This is a genomic window from Adhaeretor mobilis, from assembly GCF_007741515.1.
GTDB classification, from domain to species: Bacteria; Planctomycetota; Planctomycetia; order Pirellulales; family Lacipirellulaceae; genus Adhaeretor; species Adhaeretor mobilis.
In genome coordinates, this window is the sequence record NZ_CP036263.1 from 797,410 (window position 1) to 821,518 (window position 24,109).

Consider the following 24,109-nt stretch of genomic DNA (forward strand, 5'->3'; position numbering starts at 1 on the left):
CGACTGCTCCCGCAGAAGTTATCCGCTCCTCACCAATTTCAATCGCTATTCTCGGAAAAAAGTATGTCTGATCCTGTTGTCGATGTGCCCTCAGACCAATCTCCTGAATCAGCAGCCGTGGTGCCGAAAAAGTACTTTTTCATTTTCTGCCTAACGACCACCCTGTTTGCCCTTTGGGGTTTCGCGAACGACTTTACGAATCCATTGGTAAAGGCGTTTCAGCAAATTTTCCAGATCAGCACCAGAGAAAGCAGTTGGGTTCAAATGGCTTTCTACGGTGGTTACGCGTCGATGGCGATCCCCGCGGCACTTGTGATTCGTAAGTTCGGCTACAAGTTTGGAATCATCGTTGGCCTCGCGCTGTACGCAATAGGCGCGCTCTTGACGATTCCTGCTAGTATGCAGATGCAGTTCTCAATTTTTCTCGTGGGTTTCTACGTCCTGACATTCGGATTGGCATTCTTGGAGACCACCGCGAATCCATTTATCCTATCCATGGGGCCGCCGGAAACGGCAACGCGGCGATTGAACTTAGCACAAGCGTTTAACCCCATTGGCTCTTTAACGGGAATGTTAATTGCCAGTCAGTTTGTATTGCCTCAGCTGGGAATCAACGATTTCGCAGAGAAGGAAAAGGCAGCCCATCCTGAATATGAACAGATGCTGCCTTCAGAAGTCGGTGGGCTGATCAACGAGGCATTCTCTGAGTTCGCGGAAACAGAGAAAGACGAATTCCAGGAAATGCAAGCCAAAGATCTACGTATTGTGCGGATACCCTACGTTACCGTCGCCGTAATCCTCATTGCTCTACTATTGGTCTTTGCATTTAGTAAGTTTCCTCAAGCCGACGTTGAGCACGATCAAATCGAATTGGGGCAACTAGTAGGAGAACTGACCACCATGCGCTACCTAGGCGGAGTCGTCGCCCAGGCCTTCTATGTGGGTGCGCAGATCATGTGTTGGACTTACATTATTCACTATGGCATGACCCTGCATGGCATGTCCATCGACACGGCGCAGAAATGGAATATTGCCGCGATGATTATTTTCTTGTGCAGCAGATTTATTTGCACTTTTCTTCTTCAATATTTAAATGCGGGTGTCCTGTTGGGCATACTGGCCATAGGCGGCCTGTTGCTCACGCTTGGTACAATTTACATTGAAAGTATTGTTGGGATGTATTGCCTCGTAGGCATTTCGGCATGTATGTCGTTGATGTTCCCGACGATCTACGGGCTTGCACTCGATGGGATCAATCCTGAGGACGCGAAGCTAGCCTCAGCAGGTTTGATTTTTGCCATCGTAGGTGGAGCTGTTATGCCCTTCTTGCAGGCGGACATTATCGACAAGGGGACGGTTGAGCTGTTTGGTAGTACGCTGGAGTCTGTCCGAGCATCCTTCTTTCTCCCCGCAATCTGTTTCGTAGTTATTGCGATTTACGGCTTCGCCTCCAGCAGGCCGCGGACTGCCTAGTCGAGCAACCGGCGCTCGATGCGAATGGTGGGCGCGACCAGTAACCCGCGTTCCATTCTTCACCACCCGGCTTAAATGACAGCAATGACTGAAAACGAATATGAGTCCCAAGAGTCTTGGCTTGACTTGTCCGCTTACGACAACAGCGACTACGATCCAGGGCGGGGGACACTCACACGTACCTTGTGGTACTTCTGCAGCCTGTTGTTCGTGGAAAGCGTTTGGTTTCCATTCGGCGGTTGCAAGCTGTTTCTACTGCGTATTTTCGGGGCTAAAATTGGCACCGGCGTAACGATTAGATCCAATGTGCGAGTGAAGTACCCTTGGCTGTTGGAGGTGGGCGACCATTGCTGGATTGGCCAAGACGTATGGATCGACAACTTGGTGCCCGTTAAAATCGGCAGCCATGTTTGTATTTCCCAGCGTGCCTATCTTTGCACGGGAAGCCACGACCATCGCAAGCGCACTTTTGACTTGCTCACAGGCCCAATTAGTATTGGCAACGGCGCGTGGGTGGGGGCAGTTGCGATACTATTGCAAAACGTTTCCATTGGACCCAACGCTTTGGTAGCTTCAGGGAGTATTGTCGTGAGCGATGTTCCCGCCGGAGCAATTGTCGGCGGGAATCCGGCCAAGCCAATTGGAAAGCGTGAACGGCCGATCGCTTAGAAGCCGTTTTTGACGCACAGACACGAAGCACGCAGAGAAATATATGCCCATCAACCAACGCACGGTACTTGTGACCGGCTGTTCCTCGGGCATCGGGCGCGCCATTGTCGAGCGGCTAGCGGACGACGGATTTCATGTTTTCGCAGGACTTCGGGGCGAACCTAGTGAGTCCGAGTGGGCAGAGCACGCTTCGGTGACGCCGGTTCGAGTGGATGTAACTTCCGACAAACAAGTGCAGCAAGTTGTTCAGCAAATCGACCAATCCTCGCCTCAAGGATTGTATGCACTGGTCAACAACGCCGGGCTGGCGGCACCTGCAGCTACTGAACTCACTTCGGTCGAAGAACTTCGCCAGTTGCTTGAAGTGAACACAATCGGAGTGCTGCGAATGATTCAGGCCTTTTTGCCAGCGCTCAGGCGTGGTAGCGGACGAGTGGTGAACATCTCTTCCATGAATGGCATTGTTGCGTTGCCCATGGTGGGGGCTTACTCGGCCAGCAAGTTCGCAATGGAGGCTCTGTCCGACACGCTGCGCGTTGAACTGCGACCGTGGAGCGTACCGGTCGTCGTGATTCGCCCAGGCCAAATCCGCACCGCCATTTTCGACAAAGCGCGTGAGGCGCTGGCTGAGCGGGCTAGCCAAGTTCCTGCCCATCTGGAGCCAGGGTACGAGAAGTTTTACAGAAAGTGCGCACAGTTCAACGAACGCGGCGCGAAGACGGGTGGCCAGCCGGAAGCCGTTGCTGCCGTGGTGGCGAAGGCGCTCACCTCACGCCGTCCGAAGCCGCATTACTTCGTCGGCTGGGATGCTTGGGGTTTGGCGGCCCTAAAGTGGGCCGTTCCACAACGCCTGCTCGATCGCCTGGTGGCGAGAGCTTCGGGATTGATGAAAAAGGTTTGAGCAGGAGGTCACACTGGGAACGGAGGGAATGATAAGCAATGAACTCCGTTCTCTCAGTTATCTCCTGTTCAACGATTCTTTCCTACTGTTGCTGAGAACCAACCTCACCTCGATAGACTTCAAGATTCTTCGCGAAGAACTTCTTCGCAGCAAACGCGTCCAACGGATTGCGATTCCAGAGGTTCGCCACCATCGGCTTTAACGTACTTGCCGCGCGGCGTTTGGTCTCGTTGTTCAGGGGCCCCATGCTTACGGTCTTGAGTTCGTGCTTCAGTGCAAGTTTTACGGCTGCCTGGATGAGATTGTGGTAGGCCAACACTTCATGAGAGCGTTGATAGTCGAGCCCGCCGTGGCATTGCATGAGACGATTCTCGGTCATGAGAAAACTCATGAATCCCACGACTTGGGAATCGACCCTGGCAACCAAGATCGTTTGCACTTGCTGCGAGAATGCCTGCGGGTTGGTGAGTACGTCGTTGTACGGAACGGCAAACTGGCTGTGGGAGGCGCTGGCGTCTAAGCAGGCGAGCAACTCATCCAGTAGCGTTCTGTCGGCTGGGCTGGAGAGTGTCGCCTGATGGGTTTCAATCTCCCCGCCTGCTTCCGCGAATACTTCCCGCTCGTGCTTCAAGTTGCGACGGCGCTTTTTTGACAGCGAAGCTACGTGTTCTGCAAAACTGGCCGAATTGCCTAATTCTATTTGAGCCATCGGCAACGTGTAGAACTGCTGAAACCCTTCGTCGGCTGCCCATGTGGACTGGCTCTCGGGCTCGGTGATCCACAGAGTATCGATGCCTTGGATCTGCCTGGCGAATTTGACAACTTGGCGTTTTATTTCTTCCGGTTCCAGCAGCCCGCCTTCGCGTATGTAGAACGGCGACGAGTCGTCGTAGGCTAGGAAAGCCGTGTCGATAAGCAGCGTCGTTTTCTTCGCCAGCGGTCCCAAGGTGGGTCCCAGCCAACGGCGGAGTCCGTGGCGGAGCATGTCCGTCGCGGGTCGTTTCACAAGCCTCACGCTTGGCACTAGCGCGACGGTCTGGCCGCCCTGTGCGACTCGAATCCAGGCGAGTTGCGTCTTGGCACTGCTGAATTGCTCGCAGAAAGCGAAATTGTCCAGCAGCGGGCTCCTGAAGTGTGCGAAATCTGCCGGGGGGAGTTTCTCCACAAACCCGATTTGGCAGTCCACTGCGGCCACTGGTACGCCCTCTGGTGTAGCAGTGGCAGGCGAGGCAGCGGCTGGGGAGCTTGAGGGCACGGAATTGAACTGTTTGAGGCAGTGATTTGGCTGCAAAACGCATTGCTGGGGCATCGGGGTCCTAGCTCCAATCTCCATTCCTCCACATTACGCACGGCTAGCGCCCAAAGCAAATCGATGACAAACCGGTCAATTCCCTGCCCCAAAGCAACTGGACCGGTTTGACCCTTCCCCATGACATGAGTATTCTATTACAAGTCAGGCAGATTAGGGTTTATTTAACGACCAGAACTGTACCTAACGATAACGCTCACAGCTCGGTATGTGAGCGGCCTGACTCCTACCCGCAATCGGTTCTGCGAAGGCCTCTCAAACTGGCCTGGGGAACGCAGAGCATTCTACATGGAAGTTCCGATACCGACTCGCGCTGCGCTTGATGCTGCCGCGCGATCCATACCGGGTGGGACCGTCAACTATCGACTACCAGTAGAGGAACTCCCCCCGTGGGTGCCATCACTAGCTTTACTAGCGAAGAGCTAAACAGCCTGCGCGAGAAACGCACGCTGCCCAGATTGCTCTCGATTCCGCTGGCCGGGTTGAGCATGGGGCTGGTCGATATGGGCTTTGCGACAGGCAACGTGTGGCTGTTGACTCTGCTGACGGTATTCACAGCGTCGATGATGTTTTGCTGGACCAGCGCTCTACACGAAGCTGCTCATCAAACACTCTGGCAATCACGTAATTTGAGCGTGTGGTCGGGCCGTTTGCTCGGCACGTTCATGTTCACGCCATACAGCATGTATCGCGAAGTTCATATTCGCCATCATGCCTATCTGAATACGCCGCGCGATTGGGAATTGTGGCCTTATTGCGATCCCCAAACCTCGCTTGGCTTTCGCCGAGTATTCGTCTGGTTCGATCTACTACTTGGGGTCATAGCTGGTCCAGTGATATACGGGCGGATGTTTTTTAAGAAAGACTCACCGATCGACTCGCCGGAGCTACGTCGTACGATTCGCAACGAGTATCTTGCCATCGCAGCTGTCTGGGGAGGCATCTGGCTGTTTGTAACCATTGCCGGGCTTTGGCCGCGTCATGCTTTGGCTGTGTTGCTGCCAATGTATTTGGCAGCGCTCATGCAAACGATTCGTAAATTTACCGAACACCTGGGCATGGCCAGCTTCGATCCACTACGCGGAACGCGGACTGTGCTGCCACGTCAGTGGCTTTTACGCCTGAGCTCGTTCCTAAACTTCGACATCTTTGTTCACGGGCCGCACCATCGTCATCCACGGATTGCTCATACTACCTTGGAAGATAAGCTTGAGGAGCATCAGGAAAAGAATCCTGAAGCGGATTACCCCACCTACGAGCGCTACTGGCAAGCGACCTGGGCAATGCTGCCAGCATTGTGGAACCCTGGCTGTGGAGTTAACGCCGGCGCGGCAGAACCCACGCCAGCCGTCGCAGTGAACGATTTCGTGCCCGATGTGGTGGCCGAGCGGGGTAAGCCGTCGAATCGTCAGACGGCAAGAGTCTAATTCGCTATCTCGCAGTGCAAGCACCGCGGCGAAAGGTGCCGTACGAATTCCACGTCGCTTTAGGCGGCGTCGTCCGAGGATTGCTTGCCCGTCAACCGTCCTCGCAGCGCTGCCAAGCGGCTGTGAGGCGTGCTAAGCTTGGGCTGCGTTGCGATTCCCATATCGATGCCTTCGCCAAAGTAATACTTCCGGGCATCTGGGTTTTGTAGTACGGCATCCGGCGTGCCGTGGCAGAGGACTTGCCCCTCGCGAATCACGTAACTGCGATCGGTGATTTCTAATGTCTCGCGGACTTGGTGATCGGTGATCAGAATCGATATCCCTCGCGATCGTAAATCGCGGATGATGTTCTGGATGCTCGAAATCGTCACAGGATCGATGCCCGTAAAGGGCTCGTCCAGCAGAATGATCTTCGGGTCGGAAACCAGACAGCGGGCGATTTCTAAACGGCGGCGTTCACCGCCGGAGAGCGACATCGCCTTGCTGCGACGCAGCTTAGTGATGCCGAACTGTTCGAGCAGTTCCTCGCAACGGTTCCGCCGCGTCTTTCGATCCATACCCAGCATTTCCATGACGCCGAGCAAGTTGTTTTGTACCGACAGCTTGCGAAACACGCTGGACTCTTGTGCCAAGTACCCCATGCCGCCATCGCGGGCCCGAGCGTACATGGGCCACTCGGTCACATCCTGCTCGCCGAGCGTTACCGTGCCTGCGTCCGGTTCGGCCATCCCGCAGGTCATACGGAAGGTCGTCGTTTTGCCAGCCCCATTGGGGCCGAGTAGGCCGACGATTTCGCCCTGCTCAACATGAAAGTCCACGCCATCTACCACGCGGCGACGACCGTAGTTCTTGACAAGGCCAGAGACTCTGAGGAGTGACATGCAGTAGCTCTTTTTAGTGAGTAGTTAGGCTGTTAGCTGTTCGCCCTAAATTGGCGGCCCTCAGCTAACAGCCTAGTACTAATAGCAAAGATCCCGCTATCTCACCAACCTCATATCGCCGAAATTCGGGAAGCCGGGCAGTTTGGGCAGCCCGGGGATCGATCCCCAGGAGTGCGGCCAGAATACGCAAACGGCCTTGCCGATGAGCAAGCGACGGTCGAGATATGCCCCGCCTGGCTTACTATTTCCGCTGGGGGACCCGCCGCTCCAGAGCCGAGCATCCTGGCTGAAGGGGCTATTATCGCCCATGACGAAGAACTGATCTTCGCCCACTTTGAACGACACCTCGCGTCGTTTCAAGAACCGGGGCCAATGAGCTGGATCTGATAGCAGTTCTCTCAGACTTGAAAGCGGCTGGTAGATTTTCCCATCGACAATTACTTGGTCGCTGATCGATGGATAGTCTGCACCACTATCGCGTGGGCTGTTTGCCAGATAGTAGATGTCTCGCATCACTTCCAAACGAGACACCACCAGCTTCGCGCCAGTGGAACCTACGCCGGCTGGAGCCAGATCGCCCTGATCTTCGTCGGCCGTTTTCCCCGTCCAAGGGATCATTAGCTTGCGCTCGCCGAAAAGTGCAACCGGATCGTACTTGGAACGATCGAACTCAACCAACTCGTCGTCGATCCATAGCAACAGCTGATCGTCCACGTTGGCGAATAGCAGCGTGTACGAGCCTGCAGAGGTCATTGCGGTTTGGCCTGTGGCAGTGAAGTCGAGCTGTTCTCCAGTGGCACTATCGACGACCTGTAATTCGACAGCTCCAGATGCGAGATCGATCACCGCCCGAAAGTGCTTACCGGCCTCCACAAGATCGAGCGAGAGTTGCCCGGCTGCTTCTTCGACTTCCACGTGGCAGCGTAGCGCGAGATCTCCAACCCAGTGCAGCCCTTGGTTGTACGTCGCCACCTCCCACTTCGATCCAGGGCTGCTTATGTCTCGACGGCTAAGCTTAGCGTTATAGGGATTGAAGTCGGCAATGAGCAGGGGCTTTGCCGAGTCGAGGAATTCCTCACGATTGGCATAGTCACCGTAGCTGCTGTTCTTGCTGTAGTCGCGAATCGCCTGCCACTGGTCGGCTGAGGGGACGAGGTGGCGATAGCGCAACCAAGCGGTTGCCGCTGGGTCTGCGCCGACGGTAGAGCGAAAAACTTGCTCGACGGTCTGCTCACCCGGTTCGACTTCCACTTCCCATCCGTTGTCATCTGCAGGGGCCCAGCGCAAGGGCCAGCCCGCCTCGTAAGCCTCAGATGCTTCGTAGTCGGTGTCGTGTACCGGCTGCAGCATGGCCAGCACTTTTTCGGGCGGTTTTTGTTGAATGGTGTATGCGCTGTCATCGTCTAGTGGTAACGCAAATAGATCACCCTGGTAGACTCTCAGCCGCTCATTGGGCAAGCCGACCAACCGTTTAATATAGTTCATATCCGAGTTGCCGGGATATTTGAATACGACCACATCCCAGCGCTCAGGATCGTTGAAAGTGAACCCGTATTTGTTGACGAGAATACGATCGCCAGGATAGGAAGGTGCCATCTCCACATCTTGAAAATCGACTTGATCGGCCAAATCAGCCGGCAAGTCGGGGCGTACGGGCATCGTATGGCGACACATCGGGCACACGCCACCCACAACCTGCGTACCGGCAACGGCTCGCTCCATGTCTTCGCGACTAATCCTCCTGCCATCCCTCGTGAAACCCGAACGGGCTCCCGAGCGTAGCTGACTCCGGAGGGCGACGATTTCGTCATTCTCCTCTTCGCTATCCGTGATGCGAAAACGATAGCCACACTCCGGGCAATCCACGTCTTTGTGCCGTCCCAGTAATGACGGCGACATCGAGCCCGTGGGAATCACAAACGCCTCTGCCTCGAACGTGCGAAAGAGGAACGCCAGCACGAAGGCAATGACGATGGACTCTAAGCTCTCGCGAAAGGTGTGAAACCCGCCAGTGGCAGATTGCTTTTCGACCATCTCAGACTTGCTGTTCTTGCGTGTCTGCTTGTTCTTCCTATTTTTCTTGCTCATAGAATTTCAATTTTATTGTTTCGACTACAAATAGCCCCCAGCGCAAGCTGTGGGGTTGAATGAGATTGCAGGAATTGGAAAGGATAGAACCCCACGGCTTGCGCCGGGGGCTAGTGTAAATTGATACCGGAACTCAATTGTACGCCAAATAGTGCTTCGTTGGACATGCGGAAATATTGCCACGCTGTGTGGCAACTCTTACCGAACGCCCACCGGGATGCCGACGATCAGACGCTCAGGAATCGGCCCCCAGGCGCGGCTGTCGATCGATACGGAGCTGTTATCTCCCAGGACGAAGTACTCGTCCTCTTTCAGCCGCCAAGGTCCCTTCCGCAAGCGTTGCCCAGAGGCACGTGGCAGGTAGTAAATCTCTGGAGTCTCGTCATTCCTGGGGGCACCCCACGCCTGGGGTGTGGAGAGTGGGTGCGTGAGCCTGCGACCGTCGACCACAACAGACCCCTGGCGAATGTCGATTTCCTCCCCCGGGAGTCCGACAATCCTCTTGATACAAAGCTCTGCCCCCGCAGGTGAAAGCAGCACGACTGTTTGCCAGCGGCCTGGAGTGCTCCACAGGCAAGCAGTGCGATCAATCAGCAGAGCATCGCCTTCCTGAATGAGCGGCGACATCGAATTACCCAAGACCCGTACCGGCTCGACAACGCCGAGGGCGACCCACGTGCGCAGAATTAAAGACAGGCACAGGATTCCGACGGTATAACTAATGACTCTACGCATGGTCGTGACGCACGATCTGCCTCGCCATTGAATCGGGGCCGCTTGCGGCAGGAGGCCTATAAACTCTTTACGCACGACTCCAAGACCTCCTGTGCATCGCACACCGACACTTCTCCCTTGCGAGGCAGTCGAAGTGGCAGCGTGAAATGAGGAGGAAGTGTCGGTGCTATTCAACTTCCTAGTCGTTACTTCTCGTCCTTCTTTGGAGCCCGTACGGCAAAGTGATGTTCGTCGAAGATTTTGCTACCATCGCCTTCGTCCAACAGCACGACACGGTACGTAATCGACTCCGCATCGAACGAAAGCAACTGCACGTGATGCCCCTCGCCCGCCTTTGCCTCTGGCGGGCGCAGGTACCAACGATCCATCTTGGGTGCGCGTTGTCCAACGCCCAAGCCCCCTTCGCCAATGTAAACCACGCCCGTCGGGTCGATCACATTGTTGCGGATCGGAGGAGTGCGCTTAATGTTGTGCCCGTCCCCTTCGCATACGAGATCGACATCGTGTTTTTCGAATAGCGGCACCCAATGTACGAGCGCCCGGCCGGGCACTTTCACTGCCGGGAACGCCGGACGATGATATTGCGGAACGATCCAGCGGTACTTCGGCCGCGAGGCGGCAAGTTCTTTGTCCAACCACTTCGATTGGTCCCCAGCAACGCTGGTCTCCGAATTGAGCGTGATCCAGCGAATTTGCGGGCCGACATCGATGGCGTAGTAGTCCTTGTCTTTGGGTGGAAAACCAAAGATTTCGTTGAACAGTGGGCCGTGATCGTGATTGCCGCGCGCCGGTATGATGGGCAGCATGAGTCCATCGGCGGTTGTTGTCAGTTCGTGGTCGGTCATCCATTGCGACCATTGTGGCAGGTCGGTACCGTTGAGCACGTAGTCCCCGCCATGAGCAAACGCAATAATAGGCGTACGGCCCTCCTGCTGAGATTCGGCCAGCATCCGCGCGAGCATCGCGTTCATCTGTCGTCGTTCCTTCAAGCCAGATCGCGAATCCGCACCAAAGATGACTGCCAGTGGGCGGTCTTCACTGGGGGCCGTCTTGAACTTCAAAGCAGGCGAACGCCGCCCGTCGCTTTCCATGACCACCTCGTAAGTCGCGTCGGGCTGCAAGTCACTTAGCTTCACATGGTGATAATACAGATCGAGTCCTCGGCCAGAATACTTGCCGTCACGTTCCGCCTTGCTGATGAGAGGCGTTTGCTCCTCCGCTTCCAATAGTTGCCGGTAGTGCACTCGATGTTGCTTGCCGGGGACCGTTGTGTTCCAGGAGATCAATGCGGTGGTACTTGGATCCGTTGTCCAAATGCAGCGCCACTGCTGGGGTCCGGGCACGAGGTCAACGGTTTGCTCTTCTGCGGCGATTCCATCTTCGGCAATGGGGCCGGGGAGAAAATAAGTGCCTGCCAGCAAGAGTGCAGGCAGGAATATCCACTTTCTAGTTGTCAATGATTTTAACACGTGATTGCCTTACCGAGTTGGGCCTTACCTAGTGGTGGTGACTTTCAAAGAAATACCTGTAAATCTCAGCCTTATTTCTGGCGCGACCTTAGCACCTGCCAATACATTGCCAGAGCCAGCGGCACGCAACAATGCGACGCACGCCAGAGCGTCTCATGCCAATGATACTCCAGACCGCCTGCGGTGACACGGCTAACAGCGGTGATTGCTCCCCAGGTGGCCATCCACAGGAAAACCGCTCGGGAGCGAGTCAGCAGGCAGGCTCCGGCCAGGAGGAGGTCCGTCACGCCAATGACGAAGAGTGCTTGCTCTGCTTGTGACTGAGGCAAATCCCAATGAAGCAATCGCTGGGCAGAGTCGATGAGCAGATCGACAAAGGTGCTCCTTTGCAGCATTGCTTCCATGCCATGCGTCGCGAATGTAGCCGCCACGGCCAGTCTCAACAGCTGCATGCCAAGGTAGGAACGAATGGTCGTAGCGTCCTCGGATCCGCCCTGGTGCCTGAAGCCTCGTCGCCAAAATCCCCAGAAGGGGTCCACGAGCATTAACCCCAACGGTGCGAACACGCGGCATGCATGAGCGGCCACCGGGTACCAGCGTTCCCAATGAGGCGCTATGAACACGGGGTGAAGCGTGAATCCGTAGTCGGTCTTCCAGGTGCCATAGACAATAAAGGCTTCGACGAGTACCAAGGGCCCCGTCGTCAGCAGCGAGGGCCGTACCAAGGTGAGCAGACCGCAAGCGAGTGCGACCCAACCAACCTGGCGTTGCAGCCCCAGGGCCTCTGCTTCGCTCCAGCCTAGCCCGCCCCCCTCTTCGCCCAGCCACAGCCATTCGAATATGGGAGTATCGTCGTAGCCTGTGAGCCAACGCCACGCCCCGATCGCTTGCAAACAAACGCCCACTCGCAGCGTCCAGCGGGCTATCTGCCACCCGAGGCTCTCGGTGTTCGGTCCGGTGGATAGTTCGCTAGCAGTCACCCAACCATCATACCGTGCCGCCTCCAAGTCCGACAAATGGGCAAAGGAGGCAATTATTGCTTCGTAGGGCACTAGCCCGCTAGCAGCGTCGATTCGATGGTGTGTGAGGAGCCTAGTTTTGCTACCCTCCGCTTCGAATCTGGAGCAATCCAAGCACCCGGCAACAAGCCCCTCCATAACTAGCCACTGTCGAGACCCACGCCATGTCGCTGAGCCGACTCATCAAACGTCGTGATAAAGTTCCCTTTGCCCAATGGGGTGACGAACTGAAGCATTTCGAGCTGCCCGTGGATGGTCGCGTGGACTATGCCCGCTGGTTGCATCCTTACGAGATGACCAAGAGCATCCATCAAAGCGAAGTGGAAGGCCTGCGCCATTTCATCAAACCGGGCGACTTTGCCATCGATATCGGTGCCCACACAGGCGATACCACGCTACCGATGGCGTTGGCAGCCGGCAAAACGGGCTGCGTGCTGGCCCTGGAGCCCAATCCCTACGTCTATGAAGTGCTCAAGAAGAACGCCCAGCTCAATCCTGAAAAGACCAACATCGTGCCGCAATGCCTAGCCGCCACGGAGTATGACGGCAACTTTGTGTTCCACTACACGGACGCGTCGTATTGCAACGGCGGATTTCGCTCGCAGCAGCTTTGGCCACTATTTCGCAGGCAGCATGCTTTGACGGTTCGCGGCAGGGTACTCGCGAATTTGCTAGAGCAGGACTTCGCTGAGTGGCTGCCCAGGCTTACCTACGTGAAAGTCGATGCGGAAGGTTACGATTGCGCGATCCTCAAATCGATTCTGCCCATCCTCGTTGAGACGCGCCCCGTGATCCGTACCGAGGTATTCCGAAAGCTCTTGGCCAGCGAACGGCGGGACTTGTTCGATCTTCTGGCCGACAACGGCTTCGACCTCTTTCGCTACGAGGAAGGCGCCCAGCCGCGGGGAATTCCCATGACGCGAGACAAGCTCACCGCTGAGAAGCACTTCGATTTGTTGGCGTTACCTCGCGAAAGAGACTTGGCGAAGGCCGCATAATAAGCGATCTTACCGCGGTTCAGCCAGGAACTAGCAGTTTGGCCATGCGAGCATTCGGAAGCTCTACGCCGCTCACCACCGCTATTTGCCGCTGCTCGATTTCAAAGCCGAACTTGCGGAAGAAGGCTTCCGCCGTGAGGCTCACGTTGGAGTGCAGCTTCGCGATGCTCTTCTCCTTCGCTACTTCCAGCAAGCGGTTCATGAGCAGCGTGCCGACTCCCTGCCGTACTGAGCTGGCTGCCACAAAGAATTGATCGATCAGTCCGTTTGATTGTAGATCGGCGAAAGCGATCAACTGGCCGTCGCTCTCAACGACAAACGGTTGGTTGCTGCGAAGCCGCTTGACCCAATCCGACTCGCAATACTTAGCCGGAGCCCAGGCGGCAATTTGTTCTGGCGTGTAGTCGTGACAAGCGATCTCGTGAATGGCTGAGTAGAAAATTGGGCGAAGGGTGAGTTCTTCGCCAGGGTCTAGTTTGCGGATGAGCAAATCAGTCACGTCAGGAAATAAGTCGCTGTTGGCGGGGCACCGGCCGAGGTGTAGCTCGGCTATTACCAATTGATTCCGCTTAAACTACGAGCGCTCCTCCTCCCCTGTCTCCAACACCGCCAGGAACGCCTTCTGCGGAATATCTACTGAGCCGATGGACTTCATGCGTTTCTTGCCCTCTTTTTGCTTTTCCCACAGTTTGCGTTTGCGGCTGATGTCGCCGCCGTAGCACTTGGCGGTGACGTTTTTGCTCATGGCGGAGATCGTCTCGCGGGCGATGATGCGTGTGCCGATAGCTGCTTGCAACGCGACTTCAAACATGTGGCGGGGGATTTCCTTCTTGAGCTTCTTGATCACCGCTCTCCCGCGATTGTCCGCATCGCGTTTGTCGCACACGATACTCAGGGCGTCCACGCGTTCATTCTTCACCAGAATGTCGAGGCGTACCAAATCGCCCGTTTCGTAGCCGCGCAGCTCGTAGTCCATCGTGCCGTAGCCACGCGTGGTGCTCTTGAGCTTGTCGTGCATGTCGTAGACGACTTCCGCTAAGGCGAGGTCGTACACCAGCATGACACGCGTGGGAGAAAGGTACTCTTGCCGCACGAATACGCCGCGCCGGTCGGCACACAGCTTCATGACGCCGCCCACGTACTCGCTGGGCATCACGAAGCTCACGCGCACGATGGGCTGTTGGAACTCTTCGATATCACCCACGTCTGGCACGCGTGTTGGCGTGTGGACCTCTTCCCAGTTGCCATCCTTCGTTTGAATGCGATACGTCACGTTGGGTGCCGTCTGCACGAGATCGATGTCCGCCTCTTGCTCCAAGCGTTGCTGAACGATTTCCATGTGCAAAAGTCCGAGAAAACCACAGCGGAAGCCGAAACCGAGGGCGTCGGAGGTTTCGGGTTCGAACTCGAAACTCGGATCGTTGACCTGTAATTTGCTGAGCGCTTCGCGGAGTTGCTCGAATTCCTGCCCGTCCGAAGGGTACAGCCCGCAGAACACCATGCGATTGGGTTCCGCGTAACCAGGTAACGGCTTGGCTTGCTCGCCGGTGGCTACCGTCACCGTGTCGCCCACGTGTACCTGGCCCAGCGACTTGATATTGCAAACCATGTAGCCCACTTGGCCTGCCGACAGCAAGTCGCGCTGCGTGCGCTTGGGAGCGAGCTGGCCGATCTCCACCACTTCATGCACGGTACCTGCTTGTAAAAACTGAATCCGCTGTCCCTTACGAACCGTGCCGTTCATCAGACGCACGTATATTATCGCGCCGCGATACTCATCGTACACACTGTCAAACACCATCGCCTGCAGCGGAGCATTCGCGTCACCACGGGGAGGAGGAATCCGATCGATCACTGCCGCGAGCACTTCGTCGCACTTGAGGCCCGACTTCGCACTACACCCGAGCACCTCATCAGGGTTGATCCCGAGCGTCTGTTCCATCTCCTGCTTCACTTCTTCGGGGCGGGCGTGGACTAGATCGATCTTGTTCATCACCGGTACGATTTCCAAATCGTGTTCGATAGCGTTGTAGGCGTTCGCAACGGTTTGTGCTTCCACACCTTGAAACGCGTCCACCAGCAACACGGCCCCTTCGCAACAGGAAAGCGAACGCGAGACCTCGTACTGAAAGTCCACATGGCCTGGGGTGTCGATCAGGTTCAGTTCGTACTCTTTGCCGTTGTGCTGGTACTTCATCGAAACGGCCCGCGACTTGATCGTGATGCCGCGCTGGCGCTCGAGATCCATATCGTCGAGCACCTGGTCCTTCATCTCCCGTTTGCTGATCGTTCCCGTCACTTCCAGCAACCGGTCCGCCAGAGTGCTCTTGCCGTGATCGATGTGAGCCACAATAGAGAAATTGCGCACCAGCGCAGGGTCGACAGAGCCCTTAGGTCGGGGTTTGTTTGGCTGGGGAGCGGCAGCAGGATCACTTTGTGGCGAGGCGGTCGACATTCTAGTTTCTTGGAGGACTTTCTAGGAAAGGCCCGGGTCGGGATCAAGAGGCGGGAGGAAGGGTAGGCCGAACCTCCCATTATCGCCTGAAACGTCCTTTCACGAAAGCCCGCGGGAAAACCGTTCTGGCCAGGCATTTTTTGAACCGCAAAGGACGCCAAGATTGCCAAGCGGTTTTCAGAAGGGGAAAACAGGCAATAATGGACGGGTCAACAGGGCTACATGAAATTGAAATAAGAAATCCAGTTCATCCTCTTAACCCAGCCTACTTTACAGTCGAGTAGTTTTCGCTGAGAGAATCGTCGCGCCCTTGGCGGTTCAAAACAGAACCGCCAGTCAGGCAAAATGCTCTCTGCGGGCCAGCCCGGCGGAGCCTATGTAGCCGGCGTCGCCACCGAGACTGGCGAATTCGATGCTCACTTTGTCTTGCAGGGTTTTGAACATGTTGTCGTAGGCTACTTCGCGTACGCGTCCCAGAAAACGCTCGCCAAGCGGGTGCCCTGCCCCGCCGAATGTCACGCCGCCACCGATCACGACGCTCTCCGGGTCGATGGTATGCACCGTGGAGGTCACTCCGATACCCAGATAGCGAGCCGTTTCCATGACAATATGCTCAGACAGTTCGTCGCCCGCCTCGGCTTCTTCAGCGAGCAGCTTGGGCGAGAATTCTTCCCCCTCTTCGAGCCGTTTGCGCACGCTACTTGCATCGCCGGCCGCCAACGCTTCGCGAACGCGGCGCTCGATGGCGTAAGCGCCGCAGTACCCTTCCAGCGTTCCACGGATGCCGAGTGAATTCTCAGGAGCATCCTCGCTGCAATTAATAATGATGTGGCCCAACTCCGATCCGCAACCGTGATTGCCTTCGATGAGATGTTCTTCCACGATGATGCCGCCGCCCACGCCGGTGCCGAGTGTGAACATCACCATGCTGCGATACTTCTCAGCAGCCCCGCGCCAGTACTCGCCGTAGGCCGCGGCGTTAGCATCGTTGGCAAAGGTCACCGGTAGGTCGCAGGTGACGCTCACGAGGCCCCGGATCGGGCAGTTGTGCCACTCGGGCAAGTTCCCTGGGTTGAGCAACAAGCCCGCGGCAATGTCCATAGGACCTGGCGTGACTAGGCCAGCACGCGCCAAGTCGGACCTGACAGCACCTGCCTCGACAATCAACTCCTGAAGCGTTCTTCCAATGCGGAGGGCGGCATCCTGGGGTCCCTTGTGCGATTCGGTCGGTATCGAGCGAAATGCGAGCGTCGCCCCGTGATTGTCAACAATGCCCACCTTCGTGTTCGTGCCACCCACATCGATCCCAACAAAGAAGGGACTTTGGGCATCGTTGATTGAAGTTAGTGTTTTTTTACCAGGCATAGGCTTGTCAATCGGGCATGACGGATTAGTTGAGTTCTTCACTGGAGAATGGGGTGAGTATAGAACCGCTGGGATACTCTCGCAATTGACGGTAGTAAGTGCAAGTCAAAGGAACCTGGGAAGACGCTGGCCAAGCGAGGCTGATTCATGCAAACTAGAGGTGTCAGGCAAGGCCATCTCAGTCCTGGGAAAATCCAAAACAACAGTATGAGCTGCCTAGAAGACAAACCGAAGAAGTGGGTGCTCCCGGGTAAATTCGCCTGCGAGAAGTGCTTTGCTACGCACGACAAGAAGGGGAAGTTGTGTAAGCCGGCAAAGAACAAGAGCAAGAAGCCCCGGAAGCCGAAGTAGCGGCGTTTCGATTTTCTGGATGCTTCTGCGCCGGTCGCGCTCACCAGAAGACTCCCATTAGCCGACAAGCTTGCTCGCCGTGGAGATAAGTACGAGTCCTCAGAGATCAAAACCTCGCGGCAACCAAGGTCGTCGGCTAACTTTTCCAGTAGCTAGCTTCCCAGCGCGGCCCGTGCTTCACGCACCAATCGTTCTGCCTCTTCGGGCGAATCGGCTAGCGCCGTCAGGTGCCCCATTTTTCGGCCCGGGCGAGGCTCGGCCTTGCCGTAGAGGTGCAACCTCAGTTGAGGGCTAGCGAGCACGGCTGACCAATTGGGCTCGCGGAGCATGCCATTCTCGAACCACAGATCGCCCATGAGGTTTGCCATTGCTGCCGAAGGACCGATCAAATTAAAGGAGCCTAATGGCACGTTGCACACGGCCCGGACTTGCTGCTCGAATTGCGAACACTGGCATGCTTCAATCGTGAGGTGGCCCGAGTTGTGGGGGCGCGGGGCGATCTCGTTCACTAAGATTCCGCCGCTCTTAGTGAGGAAGAATTCGACGCAGAGTAGCCCAATGGCATCGAGTCGTTCGGCAACTGTGCGGGCAACGGTTGCTGCCTTTTCTGATAAGCCGGCAAGCGGTCCGCTCGTCGGCTTAGCCGACAATGTGGTGACGTCGAGAATATGATTTGCGTGATCGTTCGCCAGTGGTCCACAAGTCTTCACTTCCCCACTGGGTGAACGAGCAACGAGCATGGAAAACTCGCACTGGAAATCGACCAAACCTTCTAGGATGGCCGACTGGCGGTCCATCGCCTCCCAAGCAGCAGACAATTCGTCCAGCGTGCGGACAAGCGTCTGCCCCTTGCCATCGTAGCCCCAGGCGCTAGTTTTGATGATCCCGGGCAGCCCCACGCTCTCGACAGCAGCTTGCAGTTCTTCATCGGTGGTGATCGCAGCGAATGGCGTGCAGCCGATGCCGGCTTCTTGTAGGAAAGTTTTCTCACGCAGCCGATCTTGTGTCGTATGGAGGACTTGGGCGCTAGGGCGAACGAGCGCGTGGATAGCCGCTGTCTCGACGGTTGCCGAAGGGATGTTCTCGAACTCAAGTGTCACAACATCCACACTACGAGCGAATTCCGTCACTGCGTCCAAGTCGTCGTACTCCGCAACCGTTTGCCACTGAGCAACGCCACCAGCGGGCGAGGGTTCCTTCAGCAGGCGACTCTCCGGTGCGAACACGCGCACGCGATAACCCATGCGCGTAGCCGTGTGAGCGAGCATGCGACCTAACTGGCCGCTGCCGAATACGCCGATCGTTGCGCCGGGGAGGATTGCCTGTGACTCTTCGCTCATCGCTCCAGCTCTTTCATTGCTCTTGGTCACTCCTTGGGTAGCACTACTGAGGCAATGCAGTGTCGCGGACTTGTTGTGTTTGATTCTCTTGATAGGCATGCAGCTTCGTTCGCAAATCAGGTTGCGAATTCGCAAGTATCCTCACTGCTAAGATCCCCGCGTTTTTTGCTCCGGCTGTTCCGATGGCCAGCGTACCGACCGGCACGCCACCGGGCATTTGGGCTATCGAGAGTAGCGAGTCGAGCCCGCTGAGAGCCTTGCTTTGCACGGGCACACCCAGCACGGGCAGGACTGTCATCGAGGCAACCATGCCTGGCAAATGCGCCGCACCGCCAGCACCAGCGATGATCACTTGCAGCCCGCGTTCTTCCGCACTGGTGGCATACTCGACCATCCACTGCGGCGTGCGATGGGCAGACACAATTTCACATTCGTGAGCTACGCCAAACTCGGCAAGGATGTCGGCAGCCCCGCGCATGGTATCCCAATCGCTACGGCTGCCCATAATTACGCCGACAGAAGGGGAAGCGTTTGCCATTGGGTGGATCCTAGGTGGGGGACGAACTGTTCGTGCAAGAATGGTATTGTAGCTGGGTGTGATCGGTACCAGTAGGCCCCACAACCCGCCTGAAGTCGGAACTACGAACAACAGAGGCAAACCTACGAAACTTTGTTACTTCTTGTTCCAAAAAGCATCCATGAAATCTGAGTCATCCGAGGCTAGTAGTCACAACTATTCACTCTATTTGTTGCTATGAAACCGGAACTAGGCTCGAGTCCTACAAACGCTTGGTCACTAATCAATAGGAAGCAACGCTCTGCACCTTGTCGAAGTGGATGGAGTGTTGCCCCGACACGGCTTGGCACGAGCCGTAAGCAAATTTTGATGTTCTACCAAGTCATGTTCCACACCCTCTTCTCTACCGACCTCTACTTGGGAGAAGACGTATCATCGCAACGTGAGCAGCCATTTCACTTGGAACACGCGAGCACTTTCAAAGGGTACGAAGAAATCGGTGGCGGGTTGCAGCAGCGAACCTATGAAAAGCCGTTTATCAGCGACTACTTGCAGCATTGCCGAGTGAAGGCCAAGTCCGTAATCGCAGCGGAGACCGCCAGGACCCTTGCTCAGCTTCCTGGCTTCAGTTGGATAAAGGACTTTGAGACCAGAGATGAGTTACACGTGTACAGCATCCGACATCTGCAGCATCACGCGGCACAACTGAGTCTGCGATTGAAGCTCGATACCGGTAAAGGCATCGGTTGGGTCGGTTCTGGTTGGCGAGGTGGCAAATAGCGTGCTTGCAGTCTCAATATCACAGGGAGCGACAGGAATAGGAAATCTAGCCGACGGAAGCAAAGAATTTCCATCTAGCGTGTTCGAGTCGACGAGAGACCTGTTCATATTTCGCAATGCGGGCAACATCGCGCCGAAGCACTCCGCCCTCTCGGTCCCTGGGGAGCCGGCGACCATCGAAAATGCCGTGTCTTCTCTGGCATTAAAGATATCATCGCGTGTGGCCACTCGCAATGTGGCGCCATAGGTGGACTGCTAGACCCCGACGGGCTTGATCCGTTGCCCACGGTCACTAATTGGCTTGGAGCCGAAACGGACGCTGCGTTACGTGGAAATTGCTCACCCTGAGGCGAAGGGCGACGCTCTCGGCGCTCACACGATCCAACCCAACGCGCTCACTAGGTTGGAGGATATCGAGGCACACACTTTAGCCGCCAATGCAGTGATGGCCGATAAGTTTTAGACCACCCGGCCCTGTCTACCGCCTCGGATCGGGTGAAGTATTCAAGTTCAATGAAGACCCGAGCACTTACACTTTGGTGTAGGGCGATGACGGCGATCTGCTGGCTTAGCTTTGGGCGTCGTCTCGCACGACGTACCGGCCGGGGTCTCTTCAATCACACTGTCAGTGATAGCTAGAACCGGATAGCATGATGGCTGCATCAGCCTCTACCACCTATTAGCTGGGAGGGAATTCCCCCCCAGCTGTGTTTCTAATGTCCGACGACCTATCTCAATCTCAGTACGACCTCGCCGCGATTATCGTGCAGATCACACGTGAATTGGGCACTGGTGTCGAGCACCTCCGCGCGGAGCAGCTGGTAGTGGAATCGCGCAGTTCGTCGCCTGGCGATTTTGAAGCTAAGTGGCAAGATTGGCTCACAGCCGCCGTCAAGAGTCTCGGCTTGCAAGTCCGGCAACTCGAGATAGCTAGAGACGAGGCATTTTCTCTAGCAGAGAATGGGGCACTCTTGGTAGGCCGTATAGGCGAGCGGTCAACTCCTGCGCTACTTATGAAGCAGGCAGGAAATAAGGCTAGTATCTTCGTTGCGGCACAGGATGAGTCATCGCAACTTTCCGCTGATTCATTGCCGCCAGACTACTCAATAGACGATGCGAACGGAGAGCCCGAGAAATCCTCGTGGCTGCTGGTAAGTGACGCGGAATTTAGCCACGAGCATGCCTCGAAATTTGAAGATAACCCAGTTCGCAGGTTCTTTGCGCTATTGCGTGCTGAGTGGTCAGACGTTTGGGTAGTGGCAGTATTCGCCTTTTTCGCGGGACTACTCAATCTGGCGACACCCATTGCCGTTGAGGCATTGGTCAATCTAGTTGCCTTTGGTCGCCTGCTGCAACCGCTCTTGGTGCTCTCCATCCTCTTGTTCGGCTTCCTGAGCTTTGCTGCAATGATGCGAGCACTGCAAACTTTCGTAGTCGAAATCATTCAACGGCGGCTATTCGTTCGCATTGCGGCGGATCTCGCCTACCGCTTCCCGCGCATAAATCGAGAGTCGCTCCACGAGCACTATGGCCCTGAATTAGCCAATCGCTTTTTTGATGTCGTGACACTTCAAAAAGTAGTTGCTCAATTATTGCTGGATGGCATGGCAATTATCCTGACCACTTTCATCGGCATGGCGGTGCTGGCCTTCTATCACCCGTGGCTACTTGGTTTCGATGTGCTATTGCTCGTAATAGTTGTCGGTGGTGTCTACCTATTGGGACGCGGAGCGATTAAGTCGGGCATTGACGAGTCGAAAGAAAAGTATCGCTTAGCGGCTTGGCTGGAGGACGTGATCCGCTGTTCTGTAGGCTTCAAGCTAGCTGGCGGTGCTGAGTTTGCCATTGATCGAGCCAACCTGATAACAGCTGAGTACCTTGCCGCACGCCGGGCACACTTCGCCCTTTTGTTCCGACAAATGCTCTTTATCCTCAGCCTCCAAGCGATCGCTGGTACTGTTCTTCTGGGGTTTGGAGGATGGCTTGTGATCCAACGACAACTCACCCTAGGGCAGTTGGTCGCTGCCGAACTCATTGTTGCTACGATTCTCGGCTCGCTAGCAAAGTTGGGCAAACATATCGAGGGCTTTTACGATGTTATTGCCTCGGTGGACAAACTGGGGCACCTCTTCGATATCGAGATCGAGCCTCAAGACGGCGTGCTTGCCCTAAATCCAGGAACGGGAGCGCGCTTGAGGCTGACCGAAGTCAGGCACTCGGCTGGCGGACCGCTGCTGAACCGAGGGCTAACGCTCAGTGCGGAGTCGGGAGAGCGAATTGCATTGCTTCTCCCCTACGAAACTGGTAGCTGCGTCTTGTTCGACGTGCTCTATGGCCTGCGATTACCCGAAGGGGGGCATGTCGAGATCGAGCACTCCGACCCGCGTGATCTCAATCCTGAGACGCTCCGCAGCGCAGTGGCACTGGTGCGCGGGGCAGAGATATTTGAAGGCACCATCGCAGAGAATGTTCACCTGGGAAGACCCGGGGTTAGTATGAGCGATGTGCGCTGGGCACTACACTTGGCGGGTATACTGGATGACGTATTGCGACTCCCCGAAGGCTTGGATACACCTCTCAATGCTACGGGGCTTCCGCTACGCTATATTCAGCAGCACTTGCTGATGCTTGCTCGAGCCGTGGCAGCTAAGCCACGCGTCTTGCTCATTGACGGCCTTCTCGACTTGCTAGGTGATGTGCAGTTTCACAGCGTTTACGAAGCATTGTGCGATCCTTCGCGGGAATGGACGCTCTTGGTTGCCACTGCGAAGCCAGAAGTGGCGAGTAGGTTTGAGCGTACTGTCGAAATTGATTCGGAGGCGAAACGATGAAAACCACGGTCGACGCTTCTCAAGGTGATGGGCCATTGGCGAAAGTGGCTTATAGTGAAATCAGCTTCCCTACGTTGCGGCTTACGAGATCCTTGCGAGCTGCGCGCCGGATCGCGAAGTGGCTATTGGCCGCGCTTGGATTATTCTTGCTTGCGATGTTGTTCGCTCCCTGGCAACAGACGGTTACCGGTGAAGGTTCCGTCGTTGCATTCGACCCGATGAATCGCCCCCAGGCTGTGCAGGCGCCGGTGAAAGGTGTCATCGCGGAAATCGGCGATGAGATTTACGAGAACGCAGAAGTGAAGAAAGGACAGCTCGTCTACAAGATTGTTGATCAAGACCCCAATTACCTCACTAGGATTCAGGAGCAGGTCAAGAATACCGAGGATCAGCTTGCAGCCGCTCAGCAGCGTCTGGCTAGGACTGAAGATCAGTACCGCGCGATGTCGCTCGTGATGGCTGCTAAAGAGCAGGAAACCAGTTCTCTACGCGGTGCTCAGGCCGAGTCACTCTCGGCTGCTGATGCCTACGTCTTGATGGCCGAGAACAAACTGGCTGCTGAACGTGCAGCGCTGAAAGCCACTGAAGATACCGTTTGGCAGGCCAAGCTTGACTTCGAGCGTAAGAAAAAACTTCAAGAGAAAGGCTTTGAATCAGGGCTAAAGTTCCAAGAGGTCGATCTCAAGCTCCGTCAAGCCACGGCCAAGCAGTCCATGGCCGAGCAGTATGTGCAGGCAGCACTCAATGACGTTGAGGGCAAGAAAAGCGATCGGAAGGCAAAGCAACAAGAATGGCAGAGTAAGATCGATAAGGTGAGCTCCGAGCTGGCAAAATCACAGAGTGAGTCCTCCAAGGCTGAAGTCGATATTGCTAAGACTCTCGAAGAGACAAGCAAAATCAAGAACGATCTGGCAAAGCTGCGAACACAGCTGGCACGGCAGGAGACCCAGGAAGTACGTGCTCCCCGCGATGGTTACATCATGCGACTAATTGCGAACAATCAAGCCGCGATTGTGAAACAGGGAGACATACTTTTCACGATCGTCCCGCGTACAGAAAAACCAGCCGTGCAGATTTGGGTCAGCGGCAACGATGCCCCGCTGATCTCTCCAGGTCGTCACGTTCGCCTCCAGTTCGAAGGCTGGCCAGCGGCGCAATTCTCTGGTTGGCCGAGCGTCGCTGTGGGTACCTTCGGCGGAAAAGTAGCGATCGTCGATCCAACCGATGATGGAATGGGGAAATTCCGAGTGGTGGTCGTCCCTGACGAGGAGGACGACGCCCCCTGGCCTGACTACCCCTACTTGCGGCAAGGCGTACGAGCCAACGGTTGGGTGCTGCTCGACCAGGTGGCCCTGGGTTACGAAGTCTGGCGTCGCATGAATGGCTTCCCGCCTTCGCTCAAGTCCAAGGCGGACGCGAAAGCCGCCAAACCGCCCAAAATTAAGCTCTAGCCGGTTCGTGCTACCTTCAAACCGAGCACAACGAATTCGGCGAAATCGAC

Annotated in this window: 20 protein-coding genes; 9 read left to right on the forward strand and 11 right to left on the reverse strand. The window is 55.9% G+C overall.

Annotated elements, in window-relative coordinates; translation table 11 throughout:
* Positions 1-63 precede the first annotated feature (63 nt).
* The 3 genes from fucP to HG15A2_RS03110 all read left to right on the forward strand — a co-directional run bounded on the left by fucP (position 64) and on the right by HG15A2_RS03110 (position 3,043).
* Complete coding sequence (gene fucP, locus HG15A2_RS03100) at positions 64-1,473, forward strand: L-fucose:H+ symporter permease (RefSeq protein WP_145057739.1); 1,410 nt, start codon at positions 64-66, stop codon at positions 1,471-1,473.
* A gap of 84 nt (positions 1,474-1,557) precedes the next feature.
* Positions 1,558-2,142 (forward strand): WcaF family extracellular polysaccharide biosynthesis acetyltransferase, encoded by a 585-nt coding sequence (locus tag HG15A2_RS03105; protein ID WP_145057741.1) that lies wholly within the window; start codon positions 1,558-1,560, stop codon positions 2,140-2,142.
* A 43-nt stretch (positions 2,143-2,185) separates the two neighbouring features.
* Positions 2,186-3,043: an SDR family oxidoreductase gene (locus tag HG15A2_RS03110; protein WP_145057743.1), complete on the forward strand. Its 858-nt coding sequence runs from the start codon at positions 2,186-2,188 to the stop codon at positions 3,041-3,043.
* A gap of 82 nt (positions 3,044-3,125) precedes the next feature.
* Here HG15A2_RS03110 and HG15A2_RS03115 read toward each other — a convergent pair whose 3' ends face one another.
* The gene (locus tag HG15A2_RS03115) at positions 3,126-4,298 is read right to left on the reverse strand and encodes a peptidogalycan biosysnthesis protein (protein ID WP_218932295.1); all 1,173 of its coding nucleotides are present in this window, start codon (positions 4,296-4,298) and stop codon (positions 3,126-3,128) included.
* A 443-nt stretch (positions 4,299-4,741) separates the two neighbouring features.
* On the opposite strand from HG15A2_RS03115, the gene HG15A2_RS03120 reads away from it, so the two are divergent.
* Positions 4,742-5,779: a fatty acid desaturase family protein gene (locus tag HG15A2_RS03120; protein ID WP_145057747.1), complete on the forward strand. Its 1,038-nt coding sequence runs from the start codon at positions 4,742-4,744 to the stop codon at positions 5,777-5,779.
* A 59-nt stretch (positions 5,780-5,838) separates the two neighbouring features.
* On the opposite strand, the gene lptB is transcribed toward HG15A2_RS03120, so the two are convergent.
* The 5 genes from lptB to HG15A2_RS03145 form a co-directional block, all read right to left on the reverse strand.
* A complete protein-coding gene (gene lptB / locus HG15A2_RS03125) occupies positions 5,839-6,660 on the reverse strand; it encodes an LPS export ABC transporter ATP-binding protein (RefSeq protein ID WP_145057749.1) in 822 nt (273 codons plus the stop codon).
* Between the two features lie 96 nt (positions 6,661-6,756).
* The gene (gene lepB, locus HG15A2_RS03130; RefSeq protein WP_218932296.1) at positions 6,757-8,748 is read right to left on the reverse strand and encodes a signal peptidase I; all 1,992 of its coding nucleotides are present in this window, start codon (positions 8,746-8,748) and stop codon (positions 6,757-6,759) included.
* A 198-nt stretch (positions 8,749-8,946) separates the two neighbouring features.
* Positions 8,947-9,483, reverse strand: a complete 537-nt coding sequence (lepB, locus tag HG15A2_RS03135) for a signal peptidase I (RefSeq protein ID WP_145057751.1) — start codon at positions 9,481-9,483, stop codon at positions 8,947-8,949.
* Between the two features lie 185 nt (positions 9,484-9,668).
* Complete coding sequence (locus HG15A2_RS03140; protein ID WP_246117866.1) at positions 9,669-10,940, reverse strand: purple acid phosphatase family protein; 1,272 nt, start codon at positions 10,938-10,940, stop codon at positions 9,669-9,671.
* 83 nt (positions 10,941-11,023) lie between these two features.
* On the reverse strand, positions 11,024-12,004 hold the full coding sequence (locus tag HG15A2_RS03145) for a hypothetical protein (protein ID WP_145057753.1): 981 nt from the start codon (positions 12,002-12,004) through the stop codon (positions 11,024-11,026).
* A gap of 131 nt (positions 12,005-12,135) precedes the next feature.
* On the opposite strand from HG15A2_RS03145, the gene HG15A2_RS03150 reads away from it, so the two are divergent.
* Positions 12,136-12,969: an FkbM family methyltransferase gene (locus HG15A2_RS03150; RefSeq protein ID WP_145057755.1), complete on the forward strand. Its 834-nt coding sequence runs from the start codon at positions 12,136-12,138 to the stop codon at positions 12,967-12,969.
* Between the two features lie 19 nt (positions 12,970-12,988).
* Here HG15A2_RS03150 and HG15A2_RS03155 read toward each other — a convergent pair whose 3' ends face one another.
* The 5 genes from HG15A2_RS03155 to purE all read right to left on the reverse strand — a co-directional run bounded on the left by HG15A2_RS03155 (position 12,989) and on the right by purE (position 19,018).
* Positions 12,989-13,468: a GNAT family N-acetyltransferase gene (locus HG15A2_RS03155; RefSeq protein WP_218932297.1), complete on the reverse strand. Its 480-nt coding sequence runs from the start codon at positions 13,466-13,468 to the stop codon at positions 12,989-12,991.
* 75 nt (positions 13,469-13,543) lie between these two features.
* The gene (lepA, locus tag HG15A2_RS03160) at positions 13,544-15,424 is read right to left on the reverse strand and encodes a translation elongation factor 4 (protein WP_145057757.1); all 1,881 of its coding nucleotides are present in this window, start codon (positions 15,422-15,424) and stop codon (positions 13,544-13,546) included.
* A 336-nt stretch (positions 15,425-15,760) separates the two neighbouring features.
* Positions 15,761-16,789 carry an ROK family protein gene (locus HG15A2_RS03165; protein ID WP_145057759.1) on the reverse strand — a complete coding sequence of 343 codons (1,029 nt, stop codon included), beginning with the start codon at positions 16,787-16,789 and terminating at the stop codon, positions 15,761-15,763.
* Between the two features lie 503 nt (positions 16,790-17,292).
* Entirely contained in the window at positions 17,293-18,579 is a 1,287-nt protein-coding gene (locus HG15A2_RS03170) for a 5-(carboxyamino)imidazole ribonucleotide synthase (RefSeq protein WP_246117867.1), read from the reverse strand.
* Positions 18,524-19,018, reverse strand: a complete 495-nt coding sequence (gene purE / locus HG15A2_RS03175) for a 5-(carboxyamino)imidazole ribonucleotide mutase (RefSeq protein WP_145057763.1) — start codon at positions 19,016-19,018, stop codon at positions 18,524-18,526. Before purE ends, HG15A2_RS03170 begins: the two co-directional genes overlap by 56 nt.
* 348 nt (positions 19,019-19,366) lie before the next feature.
* On the opposite strand from purE, the gene HG15A2_RS03180 reads away from it, so the two are divergent.
* The 4 genes from HG15A2_RS03180 (at position 19,367) to HG15A2_RS03195 (ending at position 24,059) form a co-directional block, all read left to right on the forward strand.
* Positions 19,367-19,777 (forward strand): hypothetical protein, encoded by a 411-nt coding sequence (locus HG15A2_RS03180; RefSeq protein WP_145057765.1) that lies wholly within the window; start codon positions 19,367-19,369, stop codon positions 19,775-19,777.
* 301 nt (positions 19,778-20,078) lie between these two features.
* A complete protein-coding gene (locus HG15A2_RS23770; protein WP_218932298.1) occupies positions 20,079-20,240 on the forward strand; it encodes a hypothetical protein in 162 nt (53 codons plus the stop codon).
* A 253-nt stretch (positions 20,241-20,493) separates the two neighbouring features.
* The gene (locus HG15A2_RS03190) at positions 20,494-22,608 is read left to right on the forward strand and encodes a peptidase domain-containing ABC transporter (protein ID WP_145057767.1); all 2,115 of its coding nucleotides are present in this window, start codon (positions 20,494-20,496) and stop codon (positions 22,606-22,608) included.
* On the forward strand, positions 22,605-24,059 hold the full coding sequence (locus HG15A2_RS03195; protein WP_145057769.1) for an HlyD family secretion protein: 1,455 nt from the start codon (positions 22,605-22,607) through the stop codon (positions 24,057-24,059). Before HG15A2_RS03190 ends, HG15A2_RS03195 begins: the two co-directional genes overlap by 4 nt.
* Positions 24,060-24,109 lie beyond the last annotated feature (50 nt).

Coding starts and splice junctions, on each gene's coding strand:
- HG15A2_RS03165 (WP_145057759.1), bottom strand. CDS start 16,789: ATGCCTGGTAAAAAAACACTAACTTCAATCAACGATGCCCAAAGTCCC.
- HG15A2_RS03150 (WP_145057755.1), top strand. CDS start 12,136: ATGTCGCTGAGCCGACTCATCAAACGTCGTGATAAAGTTCCCTTTGCC.
- HG15A2_RS03105 (WP_145057741.1), top strand. CDS start 1,558: ATGACTGAAAACGAATATGAGTCCCAAGAGTCTTGGCTTGACTTGTCC.
- HG15A2_RS03170 (WP_246117867.1), bottom strand. CDS start 18,579: ATGCCTATCAAGAGAATCAAACACAACAAGTCCGCGACACTGCATTGC.
- HG15A2_RS03190 (WP_145057767.1), top strand. CDS start 20,494: ATGTCCGACGACCTATCTCAATCTCAGTACGACCTCGCCGCGATTATC.
- HG15A2_RS03110 (WP_145057743.1), top strand. CDS start 2,186: ATGCCCATCAACCAACGCACGGTACTTGTGACCGGCTGTTCCTCGGGC.
- lptB (WP_145057749.1), bottom strand. CDS start 6,660: ATGTCACTCCTCAGAGTCTCTGGCCTTGTCAAGAACTACGGTCGTCGC.
- lepB (WP_145057751.1), bottom strand. CDS start 9,483: ATGCGTAGAGTCATTAGTTATACCGTCGGAATCCTGTGCCTGTCTTTA.
- fucP (WP_145057739.1), top strand. CDS start 64: ATGTCTGATCCTGTTGTCGATGTGCCCTCAGACCAATCTCCTGAATCA.
- HG15A2_RS03195 (WP_145057769.1), top strand. CDS start 22,605: ATGAAAACCACGGTCGACGCTTCTCAAGGTGATGGGCCATTGGCGAAA.
- HG15A2_RS03180 (WP_145057765.1), top strand. CDS start 19,367: ATGTTCTACCAAGTCATGTTCCACACCCTCTTCTCTACCGACCTCTAC.
- lepA (WP_145057757.1), bottom strand. CDS start 15,424: ATGTCGACCGCCTCGCCACAAAGTGATCCTGCTGCCGCTCCCCAGCCA.
- lepB (WP_218932296.1), bottom strand. CDS start 8,748: ATGAGCAAGAAAAATAGGAAGAACAAGCAGACACGCAAGAACAGCAAG.
- purE (WP_145057763.1), bottom strand. CDS start 19,018: ATGGCAAACGCTTCCCCTTCTGTCGGCGTAATTATGGGCAGCCGTAGC.